The 17,051-nt window shown below is 67.8% G+C and carries 16 protein-coding genes; 9 read left to right on the top strand and 7 right to left on the bottom strand.

Annotated elements, in window-relative coordinates:
- Both C1H66_RS09515 and C1H66_RS09510 read right to left on the bottom strand, forming a co-directional pair.
- Positions 1-995: M48 family metallopeptidase (locus C1H66_RS09515; RefSeq protein WP_146010704.1), on the bottom strand; the 995-nt coding region annotated here is incomplete at its 3' end.
- A gap of 13 nt (positions 996-1,008) precedes the next feature.
- Entirely contained in the window at positions 1,009-1,605 is a 597-nt protein-coding gene (locus C1H66_RS09510; RefSeq protein WP_102627647.1) for a LemA family protein, read from the bottom strand.
- 201 nt (positions 1,606-1,806) lie between these two features.
- On the opposite strand from C1H66_RS09510, the gene C1H66_RS23470 reads away from it, so the two are divergent.
- The 4 genes from C1H66_RS23470 to C1H66_RS09490 are packed head-to-tail and all read left to right on the top strand — an operon-like array spanning position 1,807 to position 4,386.
- On the top strand, positions 1,807-3,303 hold the full coding sequence (locus C1H66_RS23470; protein WP_102627646.1) for a DUF1538 domain-containing protein: 1,497 nt from the start codon (positions 1,807-1,809) through the stop codon (positions 3,301-3,303).
- Positions 3,300-3,650 (top strand): P-II family nitrogen regulator, encoded by a 351-nt coding sequence (locus C1H66_RS09500; RefSeq protein WP_102627645.1) that lies wholly within the window; start codon positions 3,300-3,302, stop codon positions 3,648-3,650. Before C1H66_RS23470 ends, C1H66_RS09500 begins: the two co-directional genes overlap by 4 nt.
- 43 nt (positions 3,651-3,693) lie before the next feature.
- Positions 3,694-4,080, top strand: coding sequence for a CBS domain-containing protein (locus C1H66_RS09495; protein WP_102627644.1), 387 nt, complete (start codon positions 3,694-3,696; stop codon positions 4,078-4,080).
- Between the two features lie 18 nt (positions 4,081-4,098).
- Positions 4,099-4,386, top strand: a complete 288-nt coding sequence (locus C1H66_RS09490) for a hypothetical protein (RefSeq protein ID WP_102627643.1) — start codon at positions 4,099-4,101, stop codon at positions 4,384-4,386.
- A 58-nt stretch (positions 4,387-4,444) separates the two neighbouring features.
- Here C1H66_RS09490 and pepN read toward each other — a convergent pair whose 3' ends face one another.
- The 5 genes from pepN to C1H66_RS09465 all read right to left on the bottom strand — a co-directional run bounded on the left by pepN (position 4,445) and on the right by C1H66_RS09465 (position 9,464).
- Positions 4,445-7,078, bottom strand: coding sequence for an aminopeptidase N (gene pepN / locus C1H66_RS09485; protein ID WP_102627642.1), 2,634 nt, complete (start codon positions 7,076-7,078; stop codon positions 4,445-4,447).
- Positions 7,079-7,170: 92 nt separating this feature from the next.
- A complete protein-coding gene (locus C1H66_RS09480) occupies positions 7,171-7,548 on the bottom strand; it encodes a YbaN family protein (protein WP_102627641.1) in 378 nt (125 codons plus the stop codon).
- A 178-nt stretch (positions 7,549-7,726) separates the two neighbouring features.
- Positions 7,727-8,257 (bottom strand): Hsp20/alpha crystallin family protein, encoded by a 531-nt coding sequence (locus tag C1H66_RS09475; RefSeq protein ID WP_102627640.1) that lies wholly within the window; start codon positions 8,255-8,257, stop codon positions 7,727-7,729.
- A gap of 181 nt (positions 8,258-8,438) precedes the next feature.
- Positions 8,439-8,924, bottom strand: a complete 486-nt coding sequence (locus tag C1H66_RS09470) for a YajQ family cyclic di-GMP-binding protein (protein WP_102627639.1) — start codon at positions 8,922-8,924, stop codon at positions 8,439-8,441.
- 42 nt (positions 8,925-8,966) lie between these two features.
- Positions 8,967-9,464: a GNAT family N-acetyltransferase gene (locus tag C1H66_RS09465; RefSeq protein WP_102627638.1), complete on the bottom strand. Its 498-nt coding sequence runs from the start codon at positions 9,462-9,464 to the stop codon at positions 8,967-8,969.
- Positions 9,465-9,638: 174 nt separating this feature from the next.
- Here C1H66_RS09465 and C1H66_RS09460 point away from each other — a divergent pair, with 174 nt between their 5' ends.
- The 5 genes from C1H66_RS09460 (at position 9,639) to C1H66_RS09440 (ending at position 17,033) form a co-directional block, all read left to right on the top strand.
- A complete protein-coding gene (locus tag C1H66_RS09460; RefSeq protein ID WP_102627637.1) occupies positions 9,639-11,135 on the top strand; it encodes a RimK family protein in 1,497 nt (498 codons plus the stop codon).
- A gap of 79 nt (positions 11,136-11,214) precedes the next feature.
- Entirely contained in the window at positions 11,215-11,814 is a 600-nt protein-coding gene (cobO, locus tag C1H66_RS09455; protein ID WP_102627636.1) for a cob(I)yrinic acid a,c-diamide adenosyltransferase, read from the top strand.
- 356 nt (positions 11,815-12,170) lie between these two features.
- Positions 12,171-13,517: a UDP-glucose dehydrogenase family protein gene (locus tag C1H66_RS09450; protein WP_102627635.1), complete on the top strand. Its 1,347-nt coding sequence runs from the start codon at positions 12,171-12,173 to the stop codon at positions 13,515-13,517.
- A gap of 9 nt (positions 13,518-13,526) precedes the next feature.
- Entirely contained in the window at positions 13,527-15,464 is a 1,938-nt protein-coding gene (locus C1H66_RS09445) for a glycosyltransferase (protein ID WP_102627634.1), read from the top strand.
- An 18-nt stretch (positions 15,465-15,482) separates the two neighbouring features.
- Positions 15,483-17,033: a PilZ domain-containing protein gene (locus C1H66_RS09440; protein WP_102627633.1), complete on the top strand. Its 1,551-nt coding sequence runs from the start codon at positions 15,483-15,485 to the stop codon at positions 17,031-17,033.
- Positions 17,034-17,051: the final 18 nt, after the last annotated feature.

The raw sequence follows: 17,051 nt of genomic DNA, 5'->3' as shown, positions 1-17,051 counted from the left end.
CCGTCCCAGTGGGGCAACACCCGGCGGATCCGCTGCTCCAGCGGCGGATGGGTCGAGGTGAGCCGGCTCATCGCCCGCACCCCGCGGCCGAAGTAGAGATGGCTGAATTCCTCGGCATTGGCGGCCCCCAGGCGCGAGCCGGCCGAGTGGGCGGCGAGTTTCTTCAGCGCCCCGCCGATGCCGTCGGGATTGCGGGTGTACTGCACGGCACTGGCGTCGGCGAGAAACTCGCGCTGGCGACTCACCGCCGCCTTGATCAGCCTGCCGCACAGGGTGCCGGCATAGCCCACCACCATCAGCGCCGCCCCCAGACCCAGCACCGCGGCGTGGCCGCCACCGCGGCGCGAGCGCCCCCGGCCACCCAGCGCCGCGCCACGCAGCAGCATATGGCCGATCAGGCCGATCGCCAGGATGCCATGGAGCAGCGCCACCAGGCGCAGGTTGAGGCGCATGTCGCCGTGCAGGACATGACTGAACTCGTGGGCGATCACCCCCTGCAGCTCGTCCCGACCGAGGGTCTCGATGGTGCCCCGGGTGACCCCGATGGCCGCGTCATCGGGCGCATGGCCGGCGGCGAAGGCGTTGATGGCCGGGTCCTCGAGCAGATAGACCGCGGGCACCGGCAAGCCGGAGGCGATGGCCATCTCCTCCACCACGTTGAGCAGCCGGCGCTCGTTGTCGTCGCGGGTCTCGAGGTTGAGCGGCCGCCCACCCAGCGCCTCGGCCACTGCCGAGCCGCCGGCTCGCAACTGCAGATGACGCCCCAGGCTGCCCAGCGCCACCACCAGGATCACCGCCACGGCCACGCCGCCCAGCAGGCGGGGATCCAGGGCCCGGGCCAGGGGGTCGCCGCCAGCCTGGCCGTCGAGCAGCACCAGTGCCAGCGCCACCACCAGCGAGGCAACGACGATCAACCCGGCCACGGCCAGCAGCAGCAACCCGATCAGCCGACCGGTGAGCCGCCGGGCCTGGTCCTGGGCCTCGAAGAAGTTCACGGGGCCATCCGCCTCAGAAACTCACGCGGGGAGCGGCCTGGATCTCGGCGCTGTCCTCGAATTCCAGCAGGGCGGCGTCCTCGCGATGACCCAGGGGGCCGGCCAGCAGCACCGGGGGAAAGCTCTGCTTGTAGGTGTTGTACTGCATCACGGCATCGTTGAACGCCTGGCGGGCGAAGGCGACCCGGTTCTCGGTGCTGGTGAGGGTCTCGCTCAACTGACGCATGTTCTCCGAGGCCTTGAGGTCGGGGTAGGCCTCCATCACCACATTGAGCCGGCCCAGCGCGGCCCCCAGGGCGCCTTCGGCGCCGGCGAGCTCGGCCATGGCACCGGGTTCGCCGGGCCGGGCGGCGGCGGCCTGAAGGCCGGCCAGCGCGACGTTGCGCGCCTCGGTCACCGCCTGCAGGGTCTCGCGCTCGTGGGCCATGTAGGCCTTGGCCGTCTCCACCAGGTTGGGGATCAGGTCATAGCGGCGCTTGAGCTGCACCTCGATCTGGGCAAAGGCGTTGCCGTAGCGGTTCTTGAGCGTCACCAAGCGGTTGTAGATGGCCACGCCATAGACCAGCAACAGGCCCAGCAGCACCAGCACCACGATCGTCGAGAGTCCCATTGTCGGCTCCTTGTGCAAGGGAAAGCACGCCCTGGTTCTGATCTGCATCAAGATCATGCACGCAACCGGCCCATGCCGCGACACGGGGGGTGATGATATATTGGTGCCGCCCCAACCGGCGCGCGCTGCCTCCTAGGCTAGCAGGATGACCGGCGGGGGTCGCCATCGGAATGTTCGACGGATCCATCCAGGGAGCCACACTTGGCCGAGCAACTCCGGGATTTTGCCCACGCCCTCCTTCACGCCCTGCGCAACCTGCTGCCGATCATCGTGGTGGTGGTCGCCTTCCAGGCGTTACTGCTGCGCGAGTGGCCCGAAGGCGGCCTGAGCATGGCAGCGGGGCTGCTGATCGTCGCCCTGGGGGTGGCGCTCTTCCTGCAGGGGCTCGAGCTGAGCATCTTCCCGGTGGGCAAGCGCCTGGCCAATCAGTTCGCCCGCCGCGGCTCGATGCCGATCCTGATGCTGTTCGGTTTCGCCATCGGCTTCTCGGCGGTGGTGGCCGAACCGGCGCTGATCGCCGTGGCCGAGCAGGCCTCCCGAATCAGCGAGGGACGCATCGACGCCCTCACCCTGCGTCTGATCGTCGCCACCTCGGTGGGCATGGTGATGGCGCTGGGGGTGTTCCGCGTGATCCTCGGCCATCCCCTGCACTGGTACATGATCGTCGGCTATGTGCTGGTGGTGCTGGTGACCTTCTTCGCCCCCGAGGAGATCGTCGGCCTGGCCTACGATTCCGGCGGGGTGACCACCAACATCGTCACCGTGCCGCTGATCGCCGCACTGGGCATCGGCCTGGCCGCCTCCATCCGCGGCCGCAACCCCCTGATCGACGGCTTCGGCCTGGTGGCGCTGGCGGTGATGGTGCCGATGATCAGCGTGCAGCTCTACGGCATCCTGGTCTACGGCGATCCGGGCGAGGTGACGGCCGGTGCCGAGCTGGTGGCCGCTCAGCACGACACCGCCCCCTCCTCGGGCCTGTTGGCCCTGGTGTTCGACCTGTTCGGCATGCTGCGCGACGTGCTGCCGATCCTCCTGGTGATCCTGTTCTTCCAGTACGCCGTGCTCAGGCGTTCGCTGGCCGACCCGCTCCGGGTCGGCATCGGTTTCGGCCTGGTGATCGTCGGGCTCTACGCCTTCGTGGTGGGCCTCAAGCTCGGCCTCTTCCCCATCGGCCAGCGCATGGCCGAGCAGCTGATCGCCTTCGACGACTGGCTGTGGGTCTATCTGTTCGCCTTCTGCATCGGCTTCGCCACCACCATGGCCGAACCGGCGCTGATTGCCGTGGGCCAACAGGCCGAGGAAGCCGCGGCGGGCAAGATCCAGGGCAACGCGATCCGCCTGTTGGTGGCGGTGGGGGTGGCGATCGGCATCACCCTCGGCGTGCACCGGATCATCAGTGGCGACTCCATCCACCACTACATCATCGGCGGCTACCTGCTGGTGATCCTGCTCACCGTCCTCGCGCCCCGCTACATCGTGGCGCTCGCCTTCGACCTGGGCGGCGTGACCACTTCCGAGGTGACGGTGCCGCTGGTGACGGCCCTGGGCATCGGTCTGGCCAGCCAGATCGAGGGCCGCAACGTGCTGATCGACGGCTTCGGGCTGATCGCCTTCGCCTCGATCTTTCCTATCGTGACCGTAATGAGCTATGCCATTCTGATGGAAAGAGTGGCGAAATATAGAGGCAAGACGACATGAAGTTTTCCCTGCTGGTCGCCATCGTGCCCGAGGATCTCGAGCAGGAGTGCATCGATGCCGCCACCGAGGCGGGCGCGGTGGGCATGACCCTGATGTCGGGCCGCGGGATCGGTGGCGAACGCAAGAAGACCTTCTTCGGCCTGACCTTCGAGGGCAGCCAGAGCATCATGCTGATGACCCTGGAGAAGAGCCTGTCGCTCAAGGTGCTGAAGGCCATTCGGCATGTGCTCAACCCTTCCGGCGACGACTCCAAGGGCCTGGTCATGACGCTGCCGGTGGAGCACCTCGGCGGGATCGACATGTCGCAGGTCAAGCGCTTCGAGGAACGGCTCAGGCACGAGGTCTGATCTCCCGCCACCGCCGCCTCCCCACCATTGACGGAGAAACACGATGCTGGTCAAGGACATCATGATGCGCGACGTGGTGACGGTATCCCCCTTCGCCACCCTGCGCGACGCCCTGGGGCTGATGAAGCGTCACAACCTCAAGTGCCTGGTCGTGGAACAGCAGGACCCCCATGATGCCTGGGGGCTGATCACCTATACCAATATTCTCAAGACCATCGTCGCCGAGAACGGCGACATCGACCTGATCAACGTCTATGACGTCTGCGCCAAGCCCGCCATCGGCGTCGGCGAGTCGCTGGACGTGCGCCACGTGGCCAGCCTGATGACCGACAGCGTGGTCAAGCGGGTGCTGGTGCTCGACGACAACCGGCTGGTCGGCCTGGTGACCATGGACGACATCGTCGGCACCGTACTCGACCTGATCGAATGAGGCGGCCGCTCCCCTGACATGGCAGACTTCTTCACCTGGCTCGGCGGCGCGCTCGGCGACCTGATCCGTTTCGTCGTCGACCTGTTGCGCGGCTTCTTCGCCAACCTCGGCGATTCCGCCCGCGGCTTCCTGCGCGGCCTCGCCGAATCGCTCGGCATCGCCCCCTCGCTGATCAGCCTGCTGGTGCTGATCGTCGGCCTGTGGCTGCTGTGGAAGGGGCTGGCCGCCCTCCTGCGTCGCGCCTTCGTCGTCGCCCTGGTCTGGCTGCTGCTGGGCATGGTCGTGCTCAGCTGGCTGATCAATTAAGCCCACCGCCGCCCCCCGAAACAGAGCGCCGCCCGATGGGCGGCGCTCGTGCGTTGGCTCAGGCCAGGGCCTTTTCGACCACCTCATACACATTCGGCGAGAGCTCCTCGGCGCGGATGCGCTCGAGTTCGCCCTTCATCAGCGCCTGGCGGGTCTCGTCGAAGCGCTGCCAGCGGGTCAGCGGCGTGATGAGGCGCGCGGCGATCTCCGGGTTGAGCCGGTTGAGCTCGATCACCACGTCGGCGAGCAGCTGGTATCCCGCGCCATCGAGGCGATGGAAGTTGACCCGGTTCTGGCCGGCGAAGGTGCCGATCAGGGCGCGCACCTTGTTGGGGTTCTTCAGCGAGAAGGCCGGGTGGGCCATCAGGAACTTCACCCGCTCGAGCACGTCCGGCTGGGGACGGGTGACCTGAATGCTGAACCATTGGTCCATGACCAGCGGGTCGTGGGCCCACTTCTCGCCGAAGGCCTTGAGCGCCGGCTCGGCGATGTCATCCCGGCTGCTGTGCACCAGCAGGGTCAGGGCATGTCGCACGTCGGTCATGTTGTGGTCGGCCGTGAACTGGTCGCGGGCGAGTTCGATCGCCTGTTCGTCCTCCAGCGCCATCAGATAGGAGAGCGCCACGTTCTTCAGGCTGCGCGCGGCGATCTGCTCGGGCTCCGGGGCGTAGGCGGCGTCGGCGCGGTTCGCCTGGTAGAGGCGCAGGAAATCGTCGCGCAGGGCCGCCGCCAGCGACTGCTTGACGAAGTCGCGGGCGGCGTGGATGGCATCCACGTCCACCAGCGGCTGCTGCTCGGCGATGTAGGCCTCGGAGGGCAGGGTCAACATCTCGGCGAGTACCGCCTTGTCGCCGGGGTCGGAGGCCAGCAGCCCGCGGAAGGCCTCCACCACGCGGGGGTCCATCACCTTCTCCACGCCATTGCGGTGGGCGGCGATCAGGTCGTCGAGCGCCAGCAGGGCCAGGCGCTGGCCGGCGTCCCAGCGGTTGAAACCGTCGGAGTCGTGCTGCAGCAGGAAGGCCAGGTCCTCGCGGCCATAGGGGAAGCGCAGCTTGACCGGCGCCGAGAAGCCCCGCAACAGCGAGGGCACAGGGGCCTCGGCGACGTCGGTGAAGACGAACTCCTGCTCCGCCTCGCGCAGGTGGATGACGGCGTCACTGCCCAGCGCCTCGCCATCGAGGGTCACGGGCAGGTCGCGGCCGGACTTGGTGCCCACCAGCCCCAGGCGAATCGGGATGTGCAGGGCCTGCTTCTCCGCCTGGTCGGGCGTGGCCGGGGTGCGCTGCCGCAGGACCAGCCGGTACTCGCAGTGGGTGTAGTCATATTCGCCATGGGCGTCGATCTCCGGGGTGCCGGCCTGGGAGTACCAGAGCATGAAGCGGGAGAGGTCCTGTCCGGAGACCTCGCTCATGCAGCCGACGAAGTCCTCGATGGTCACCGCCTGGCCGTCGAAGCGTTCGAAGTAGAGGTCGCTGCCACGCCGGAAGGTCTCCCAGCCCACCAGGTTGCAGAGCATGCGCACGATCTCGGCGCCCTTCTCGTAGATGGTCAGGGTGTAGAAGTTGCCGATCTCGATGTAGTGATCGGGACGCACCGGGTGGGCGGTGGGGCCGGCATCCTCGGCGAACTGGGCGGTGCGGAAGAAGGAGACGTCCTCGATGCGCTTGACCGGCGCCGAGTTGGTGTCGGCGCTGAAGCACTGGTCGCGGAACACCGTGAAGCCCTCCTTGAGGGAGAGCTGGAACCAGTCGCGGCAGGTCACCCGGTTGCCCGACCAGTTGTGGAAGTACTCGTGGGCGACGATGCCCTCGACCCGCTGGAAGGCGGCGTCGGTGGCGGTGTGCGGATGGGTCAGCACCGCCGCGGAGTTGAAGATGTTGAGCCCCTTGTTCTCCATGGCGCCCATGTTGAAGTCGTTGACCGCCACGATCATGAACAGGTCGAGGTCGTACTCGCGGCCGTAGGTTTGCTCGTCCCAGGCCATGGCGCGCTTCAGCGAGGCCATGGCGTGGTCGGTCTTGCCGAGGTTCTCCTCCTCGACCCAGATCTGCAGTGCTACCTCGCGGCCGCTCATGGTGGTGAAGCGGTCCTCGACCCGCTTCAGGTCGCCGGCCACCAGGGCGAACAGGTAGCAGGGCTTGGGGTGCGGGTCCTCCCAGGTGACGAAGTGACGATCGCCCGGCAGGTCACCGCGCTCCACCGGGTTGCCGTTGGAGAGCAGCACCGGCAGGCTCGCGGCGTCGCCGATCAGCGTGGTGGAAAAGGTCGCCATCACGTCCGGACGGTCGGGGTAGAAGGTGATGCGCCGGAAGCCCTCGGCCTCGCACTGGGTGCAGTACATGCCGTTCGACTGGTAGAGCCCTTCGAGGGCGGTGTTCTCCTTCGGCGCGATCTCCACCTCGGTGTCGAGCAGGAAGGCCTCCGGCACGCGGTGCACGGTCAGGCCGTTCGCGGTGAGGCGGTACTCGTCCTCGTCGAGCGGCTGGCCGTCGATGGCGATGGCCTTGAGCGCAAGCTGCTCGCCGTCGAGTTCCAGCGGTAGCCCGGGCTCGCGCTCGGGGTGGCGCTCCAGGTGCAGGCGCGCCTTGACCCGGGTAGCGGCAGGATCGAGATCGAACGTCAGCTCGGTACGGGTCACGCGGTAGGCGGGAGGACGGTAGTCGCTGAGGTGGATCGGCTGCGGTTCGGACATCGAGGTGGCTCCTGTCGAGAATTGCCGACCATTGTACGGCCCCCCGCCCCCCTACCTCAAAGCACCTCGATCGCGGCGGCGAAACCGGCGCGTCAGGAAGCGACGGCGGGTTCTGGCCGGGTGACGATCCAGACCCCCAGCAGGAAGAGCCCGGCGATCAGGGCGAACTTCAGCCACGCCAGGCTGACCGTGAAGACCAGCACCAGCACCGAGCAGGCCAGCATGCCGGTGGCCAGCCACTTGGCATGCCGGGGAATGGCGCGCTCGCCCTCCCAGGCCACCACGGCCGGGCCGAAGCGAGGATGCTCGCGGATCCACAGGGCGAAGCGCGGCGAGCCCCGCGACGCGGCCCACACCGCCAGCAGCATGAAGCAGGTGGTGGGCATCAGCGGCACGAAGACCCCGATCACGCCGAGGGCGAAACTGACCCAGGCGATGGCGATATAGACGGCACGTTGCAGCGTCGGCATCGAGTGCTCCCTCCCCTTCCCTGAACCTTCATTGAAGCCCAAGGCGTCCGGCATGGCCAATCGCGATGCCCTATGGGACGAGGAGAGGCGAGCTATGGTCCGGCCACGAAGCGCAGCCCCGTGGTAATCGAAAGACGCGGGCCCGCGTCCCGGCGGGCCCGTGACGGTGGGCGAGCGATCAGCCCTGGATGGGGATCTCGCGGCGTGCCGCCTTCGCCTCCGGGGAGCGCGGGACGGTGACGCGCAATACGCCCTTGGCGAAGGAGGCCTTGATCTCCTCGACCCGGGCGTCACCCGGCAGGTCGAGGACCCTCCGGAAACTGCCGTAGGAGCGCTCGACGCGCTGGTAACGCTCCTCCTTGGTGGTACTCTCCTGGCGCTTCTCGCCCTCGATCACCAGGCGGTGGTCGTCCAGGCTCAGTTTGACGTCCTTCTCCTCGACACCGGGTACCTCGACGCTGATCTCGTAGCGGTCGTCGTGCTCGGCGATGTCGAGGCTCGGGCGCAGCAGCGCGGGCATGTCGCCGAAGCGGCTCTCCAGCGATGGCATGCCGAACTGGCGCAGCATGCCGTCCATCCAGCGGTCGAGTTCCTGATGCATGCTCGTCAGCGGGGTCGGCTCGCCACGGCGCGGCTCCACGGCCCCGGTCGGGGCATCGGCGCTCTCGCTCTTGAACCAGTTCCACGGGGAGAATTTCTGCAGGTTCATCGCCACACCTCCTTTCTCGTTTGTCGAAGATGCTCCACAGCAAGAACTCTGCCATTCGGCATCATCAGAGTTGGTGGCGAGAGGGCACTTTTCAAGCGGTATCGACCGGCGGCATGACATGGATCAGGAAAGCCCGGGACCGGCCCGGGCAGGCAACGAGCGGGACGCCAGGAGCCGCGATTCAGTCGCGGAAGTTGTCGAACTGCAGCGGCAGGTCGGGGCCCCCTTCTCCCTTGAGCAGGGCCATGACCGCCTGCAGGTCGTCGCGCTTCTTGCCGGTCACGCGCACCTTCTCGCCCTGGATCTGGGCCTGGACCTTGAGCTTGGAGTCCTTGATGCGCTTGACGATCTCCTTGGCCTCCTTCTGGTCGAGGCCCTGCTTGAGAACTACCTCCTGGCGGGCGCGCACCCCGGAGAGCACGGGGTCCTTGATATCCATGCAGCGGGCGTCGATGCCGCGTGCGATCAGCTTGTTGCGCAACACCTCGAGCATCTGCTTGAGCTGGAAGTCGACCTCCGCCTCGAGCGATGCGGTCTCGCCGTTGAGCTCGAAGCTCGCGGTGACGCCCTTGAAGTCGAAGCGCGTCTGGATCTCCCGGTTGGCCTGGTCCACGGCGTTGCTGGCTTCGTGCTTGTCGAACTCGGAAACGATATCGAAGGAGGGCATGGTGCTGTCCTGGTGACCGATGGAAATGGAAGGGTGATTCTATCAGCCCGCACGCTCGACGACCTCGGCCGATGGCGACAGGGTCTTGACCATCTGCCAGCCGGCGCAGCCGTCCTCGTAGTAGGACTCGAGCCAGCACTCCAGCCGAAAGCCGAGGCGGCGGTAGAGCCCCAGCGCCACCCGGTTGTCGGCGCGCACTTCGAGGCCCAGCCGCTCGGCGCCTCGTGCCAGCGCCTCCTGCTCGAGCGCCTCGACCAGGCGACGGCCCAGCCCCTGGCCGCGTGCCTCGGGATGCACGCAGAAGGAGTAGAGGCGCGCGCGCCGGCTGCCGCGGCGAAACAGCAAGGCGCCATAGCCCAGTAACCGGCCCGTCTCCCCCTCGGCTCCCGGGGTCTCGGCGACCAGGGTCGAGGCGTGGGCACGATTGAGCAGGTGCCAGAGCTGGCGGCGACTGAAGCGGTCGCCGGTGAAGGCCGACTGCTCCAGTCGATAGAGGTCGTCCAGGTCCCGGGGACGGGCCTGGCGCAGGGTCACGGTCATCTCATGCCTCCGGAGGTCACCGGCGTGATTGTGATCATGCTCGATATGCTTGTCAGCGCCCGGGATCATGAAATCTTTTCACCCGGCCCGCGGCTTGTCGGTGACCCGGCTCAAGGGCATGCTGGCTGCGTTCCGGCGGCCCCTTGCCGCCTCCCGCCCGGCTGGAGCCCTCCCATGTGCCCCCTGCGCATCGTCGTCGACCGTCTGGATGACTGGCAACCCTACTACCCCTCCGAGGACCTGATCGGTGCCGACGACTTCCTCGCCCAGGACCGTCGCCATCGCGATGCCGATGCTCGGGACCGCACCACCCATGTGATCAACCTTAGCAGCGACCTCGATTATCTGGGCACCGGCTACTATGTCTCGCTGCTGGCCCAGGCTCGCGGCCAGCGGGTGCTACCGACGGTGGAAACGCTCAACGAACTGTCGCGCAAGGCGCTGATCGATCTCCAGCTCGACACCCTGGCCCCGCTGCTCGGCGACCTGGCCCGGCAGGGATCACTGGCCGGCGACAGCCTGACCCTGCGGGTGCTGTTCGGCGAATGCCTCGAGCCTCGGCTGGCCCGGCTCGCCCGCAAGCTGTTCGAACGCCTGCCCTGCCCGCTGCTCGAGGCGCGCCTGGTGCGTCGCCATGACCTCTGGCGGCTGGCACGGCTCAGGCCGATCCGGCTGCGCGACCTGGTCCCCGAGGAGCAGGACCTCTTCGCCACGGCGCTCAACCGCCACTCGCGCAAGGTGTGGCGGACGCCCAAGGCACGCCGACGCTACCGCTTCGACCTGGCGATCCTGATCGATCCGAACGAGGCCCTGCCGCCGAGCAACCGCAGCGCCCTCAAGGCGTTCATCCGGGCCGGCCGACGGCTCGGCATCGACGTCTCGCTGGTCACCCGCCGCGATGCCGGCCGTCTGGCGGAATTCGACGGCCTGTTCATCCGCGAGACCACGGCGCTCGATCACCATACCTACCGGATGGCCCGTCTGGCGGAGCACGAGGGCCTGGTGGTGATCGATGCTCCCCGCGACATCCTGCGCTGTACCAACAAGGTCTACCTGCACGCCCTGCTGCGTGCCCGCGGCGTGCCGGCCCCGGAAGGGGTGCTGCTCAAGCGTCACGACCGCCGTCCGCTGGCCGCCCGGATCGCCGGCCTGCACTTCCCCCTGGTGCTCAAGGTGCCGGACGGCTCCTTCTCCCGGGGGGTGGTCAAGGTCGAATCAGCGGCCCAGCTCGAGCGCGAGGCCGCCCGGCTGTTCGAGGCCTCGGCCCTGCTGCTGCTGCAGGAGTGGCTGCCCACCGACTACGACTGGCGCATCGGCGTGCTCGACGGCCGGGTGCTGTTCGCCAGTCGCTACTACATGGCGCGTGGGCACTGGCAGATCTACGACCACTCCGGCCCGCGAGTGAAGAGCGGTGGTTTCACCACCCATGACCCCGACGACGTACCGGCGGAGGTGATCAAGGCGGCGCTCAGGGCCACCCGCCTGATCGGCGACGGCTTCTACGGGGTCGACCTCAAGCAGGCCGGTGGGCGCGTGGTGGTGATCGAGGTCAACGACAACCCCAACGTGGATGCCGGCATCGAGGACGCGGTGCTCGGCCGCGCGCTCTATGAGCGGATCATGGGGGTCTTTCTTTCCCGCATGGAGGCCCGGGTGCGCGAGAGTTCCTGAGCCGGGGGGCCGCGGCTGACGGCCCCGCGCTTCTGGCGTAACCTGGCGGCCTTCCTGATCGCAACCGACCGGAGCCACGATGAGCGACCGTGATACCCGCCACAAGCACGCCATGCAGAGACTCAAGGCCCATGTCGACGAGAAGGTGGCCGGGGCCACCGAGCAGCGCGGCTTGCTGCTGGTGTTCACCGGCAACGGCAAGGGCAAGACCACCGCCGCCTGGGGCACCGTGACCCGGGCACTGGGCTACGGCTACCGGGTCGGCGTGGTGCAGTTCATCAAGGGACTCTGGGAGTGCGGCGAACGCGAGCGCCTCGCCCAGGACCCCAACCTCGAGGTGGCGATCATGGCCACCGGTTTCACCTGGGACACCCAGAACCGCGAGGCCGACACCCAGGCCTGCCGCGAGGTGTGGGCCGAGGCCGCGCGCATGCTGGCCGACCCCGAGGTCTACCTGGTGGTGCTGGACGAGCTCACCTACATGCTCAAGTTCGGCTATCTCGACATCGAGACCGTGAAGCGGGCGATCGAACGCCGCCCCTCCGAGCAGACGGTGATCGTCACCGGCCGCAACGCCCATCGGGAGCTGGTCGCCATGGCCGACACCATCACCGAGATGCAGGAAGTGCGGCACGCCTTCAACGACGGCCTCCAGGCCCGACGCGGCATCGACTACTGAGCGGCTTGCCAACACCGAAAGAAACCCATATACATCATCTTCTTGCATCACCCTCCCGGCTACCTGTTGCCGATCGGCAACAGCCAACCTCCTGATCTGCAAGGCTCCTTCGATCTCGCGCCCGATCTGTTGCCTCATGGCGACGGATCGGGCGTTTCCGCGCGGCGACGCCATCCGGCTTGCGGCTCCAACCTGCTGATTCAACAGCCTCCTTGCAACCTGGCCCGATTGTTGCCTGAGGGTCAGGTCGATCATTCACGTTTTCGGCCCTTCCGCGTCACCGCTTGCCGGCACCACCGGCGGCGGGCGGGCGCGGTGTACAGGGAGCGGCCCATCAGCAAGGAGCAACGACGATCATGAGGATTACCATTTTCGGTTCCGGTTATGTGGGGCTCGTGACGGGTGCCTGCCTGGCCGATGTCGGCCATGACGTCATCTGTGTCGACGTGGACGAGGCCAAGGTGGCCCGCCTCGAGGCCGGCGAGGTGCCCATCTACGAGCCGGGCCTGGAGAGCCTGATCCGTCAGAACCAGGCCGCCGGACGCCTGCGCTTCACCACCGATGCCGCCAAGGGCGTGGCGTTCGGCCTGCTCCAGTTCATCGCCGTGGGTACCCCCTCCGACGAGGACGGCAGCGCCGACCTGCGCCATGTGCTCAAGGTCGCCGAGACCATCGGCCGCCACATGACCGAGTACCGGATCATCGTCGACAAGTCGACGGTGCCGGTGGGAACGGCGAGCAAGGTGGAACGCGTGGTCGCCGCCGAACTCGACCGTCGCGGCGTCGAGCTGGAGTTCGATGTCTGCTCGAACCCCGAGTTTCTCAAGGAGGGGGCCGCCATCGAGGACTTCTCACGCGGTTCGCGGATCGTGGTCGGGACCGAGTCGGAGCGGGTCAAGAGTGCCATGCGCGAGTGCTATGGCCCCTACAACCGCCAGCAGGAAAAGCTGATGTTCATGGCGGTGCGTAGCGCCGAGCTGACCAAGTACGCCGCCAACGCCATGCTCGCCACCAAGATCAGCTTCATCAACGAGATCGCCAACCTGGCCGAGCGCCTGGGCGCCGACGTCGAGGAGGTGCGCCATGGCATCGGCAGCGATCCGCGCATCGGCTACAGCTTCATCTATCCCGGCTGTGGCTATGGCGGCTCCTGCTTTCCCAAGGACGTCAAGGCGCTGGCCCATACCGCCGAGGCGGCCGGCTACCCGGCCGAGATGATCGGTGCCGTGGAGCGCGTCAACGGCCGCCAGAAGGGCAAGCTGTTCGAGAAGCTGTGCCTGGCCTTCGACGGCCAACTGGCCGGCAAGACCATCGCCCTCTGGGGGCTGGCCTTCAAGCCCAACACCGATGACATGCGCGAGGCGCCTAGCCGGGCGCTGATGGAGGCCCTGTGGCAGGCCGGCGCCCGGGTCCAGGCCTTCGACCCCGAGGCAGCCGAGGAGTGTCGCCGCCTCTATGGCGAGCGCGACGACCTGATACTCGCCGAGCGCCGCGACGAGGCCCTGGAAGGGGCGCATGCCCTGGTCATCTGCACCGAGTGGAAGGCCTTCCGCACCGTGGACTTCGCCCGGCTGCGCGAGACGCTGCTCGAGCCGGTGGTGGTCGACGGCCGCAATCTCTACCATCCCGACAGCGTCAAGGCCGCCGGGCTCGGCTACTACGCCATCGGCCGGGGCGACTCCGTGCGGCCCGTCCTGGCCTGAGGAGTCGAGATGAATCCGCCCCTTGACCGCGCCGTCGCCAGCCGGGTGACGGAGATCACCGCCCTGATCCTGGTCCTGGCCCTGCTGGTGGTGGTGATCGTCGAGCTGCCGCCGGAGGTCTTCAGCGCCGAGTCGAAGAGCTTCTTCTTCGCCATCGGTGCCGTGGGCGCCTGGCGCTACTCCTGGTGGCTGGTCCAGGCCCTGCGTTCGGTGTGGTACAACCGCCACCTCTTCCCGCGACTGCGGGCCGAGGCCGATGCGGCCGCGGAGGTATCGCGACCGCCGGAGCTCTACGTGCTCTGCACCTCCTTCCGCATCGACCCGGAAGTGAACTTCCGGGTCTACGATGCCCTGGTGCGCGAGCTCGTCGACTATGGGGTGCCCACCACCCTCTTCGCCTCGATCTCGGATCGCACCGACGTCGACGTCATCACCCACGTGATGGACGACCACGGCTGGCCCGACAACGTCGAGGTGCGCTACATGTTCCAGAAGGGGGACGGCAAGCGCTCGGCCATGGCCGAGGTGCTGCGGGCGATCTCGCGGCGGCTGCCGGAACCCGGGGCACTGCTGGTCTCCATGGACGGCGACATCCGCCTGGAACCCGGCACCCTGAAGCATTCGCTGTCGTTCTTCCAGGCCGACCCGGACCTGGGGGCGCTGACCACCAACAACAGCGCCATCGTCACCGGTGGCGACGCCACGCGCGAGTGGTACGACCTGCGCTACGCCCAGCGCCACCTGGTGATGAGCTCGTTGTCCGTCTCCAATCGACTGCTGGTGCTCACCGGTCGCTACAGCGCCTTTCGCGCCGACCTGGCGATGCAGCCGGACTTCATCGACCTGGTCGAGAACGACCAGGTCGAGCACTGGCGCTTCGGTCGCTTCAAGTTCCTCTCCGGTGACGACAAGTCGACCTGGTACTGGCTGCTGAAGAACGGTTGGCGGATGCGCTACATCCCCGACGTCTACGTCTCGGGGTTCGAGGAGCTGCCCGACCGGCGGCGCTTCTTCGCCTCGACCACCGACCTGATGCGGCGCTGGTACGGCAACATGCTCCGCACCAGCAATCGGGCCATCGCCCTCGGCCCCCGCCCCATGGGGATGTTCGCCTGGTGGAGCCTGGTCGACCAGCGGCTCTCCATGTGGACCACGCTGATCGGCCCCACGGTGGCGCTCCTGGTCACGCTCTTCGTGCGTCCCTCGTTCATCTTCGCCTACCTGCTGTGGATCCTCTTCACCCGTGGCATCGCCACCCTGATCCTGGCCTGGCAGCGGGGGCGCTACAGCCTGCTGTGGATCCCGTTGATCTACTACAACCAGGTCTGGGGGGCCATCCTCAAGACCTACGTCAGCTTCCGTTTCAACCGCCAGAAGTGGTCGCGCCAGGGGATCTCCGCCGGCGAGCCCGACGATCCGGTCGCGGCGCGCCGCCAGCGCCACATGGGGCATGTCCTGCATGGCTTCGCCTACGGCGTGCTGCTGTTCGTGCTGATCCTCACCACCGGCGTCCTCGCCCCACCCGACCGCATGTCGCTCTCGATCGCCCGCGACACGGGCGTCACGGGTTCCGAGGCGCCCGAGAACGTCAACCGCTGGTTGTCGCAGGTCATCACCACCCTGCCCGACGGTGGCACGGTCCGGTTGCCCGCCGGCAGCTTCCGGGTGAACGAGGCACTGCTCGAGCCCCTGAAGGACCCTGACGCGATACGGGCCGAGCGCATCGACGGCGCCAACGGTTCGCGTTCCACCACCCTGGCCCTCAGCCCGGGGGTCGCCGAGCGCATCGAGGGGCCGAACGGCACGGCCATCGAGGAGATGGCGTTGTGCACCCCCGAGGCGAGCTGCGCCCTGACCCTGGACCAACATCGTCTGACCCTCGTCAACGTTCGCCTGAGGGTCGAGGCCGACCCCATCATGGAGGCCGTGGCCACGGCCGGCCCCTGAACAAGGAGACACCAACGGATGGCTGAGCACTTTTCCGATCCCCGCGATCAGGATCGACACGAACCCACCCTGGGGACACCCCCCGGCGGCGACCGTCATGCGGCATGGGACGAGGCTCCCCATGGCCATGCCCACCAGGCGAATGGCGACCGGATCCAGCACGAGCGCCGCGACGAGCGGCGTCATATCCGCGTCTCGCCGCCCTTCCGGGTCAGGCTGGATGACGACACCACGCTGACCGGTGCCGATGTGTCGCTGGGCGGCTTCGCCCTCTACTGCAACCGCGCCTTCCAGCCTGGCGAGACGGTCTCGGCGTCGCTGCTGATGATGGCCGGCCCCACCGAGCTGATCATTCCGCTGCGCGCCGAGTGCCGCCGTACCATGCCCGAACCGAGCGGTCGTGGCTACAAGGCGGCGTTCGAGATCGTCGACATGGAGCCGCAGCACCGGGAGCTGCTGCGCCAGGTGATCCGCAGCTGCCTGAGCGGACGCACCGCCAGTGTCGAGGCGCTGATGGCCGGCGAAGACCCCCAGACGCCGCGCCAGCGCCAGGCCGGGGTCGCCAAGCCCCTGCCCTCGTCGCGGCCGCCGCGGCCCATGCGCCGCTACGTGATGCTGTTCGCGGCCATCGGGGTGCTGGCCCTGGTAGCCGCCGCCACGGCCTACCGCAACTTCATGATGATCGAGCCGAGCTTCGCCGCCGTGACCGCACCGCGCATCGACATCCGCGCCCCCGGGGCCGGCATCCTCGCCGCCCATGAGCTGCAGGCCGGCGACCGGGTCGAGCGTGACCAGTTGCTCACCAACGTCGAGAACAGTGACCTGGAATCGGACCTGATCCTGGCCGATGCCGCCCAGCGCTACAACAACCGGCTGATCGAGAACCTCCAGGAACACCTCGATGGCGGCGGCCAGGAGGTCAGCCTGGCCAACTCCGCCCAGCCGGCGAGCGGCGATACCCTCACCTTCGAGTCGGTCTCGCCCGAGATCGCCCGGGCACGCATCGAGCAGTTCGAGACGGCCCGCGACTACGAGAGCTCACGCATCACCGCCCTGGAGGCGCGCAAGGCCAACAACGACATCTACAGCCCCTGCGATTGCCTGGTGGCCTGGGCGCTGAGCAGCGCCGACGGCACCTACATCAACGAGAGCGAACGGATCATGACCCTGATCCGCACCGGCAAGGACGACGTGCTGGTCGAAGCGTTGGTGCACATGGGTGACATCGCCCGCATCGAACCCAACCAGTTGGCCTACATCGCCCTGCCCAATGCCACGGAACCGATTCGCGCGCGGGTGCGCAATGTCGCCCTCGACGTGGAACGCCAGCCCAGGGCGGGCTTCCCCAGTTGGGTCCGCCAACAGCAGAACGTCGCCAGCGTGCTGCTGGTACCCGAGCGCGACCTGCCGGCGGAAAGCGTTGGCCAGCCGGTGGACGTGCGCTTCACCGAGGCTCCGCTACTGGGCGCCGCCGCCGAGTGGGTCTGGCAGGGCGCCCGGGCGGTGATCCAGTTCGGCGATCGCATCTATCGCGCCGCCATGGAGGAAGACGACGGCGACACCGGCTGAGGCGTCGCCATACGATCC

It is taken from the genome of Halomonas heilongjiangensis, assembly GCF_002879645.1.
Lineage (GTDB): Bacteria > Pseudomonadota > Gammaproteobacteria > Pseudomonadales > Halomonadaceae > Halomonas > Halomonas heilongjiangensis.
The sequence above is the reverse complement of the archived record's forward strand: the minus strand, read 5'-3'. Positions and strand labels throughout refer to the sequence as shown.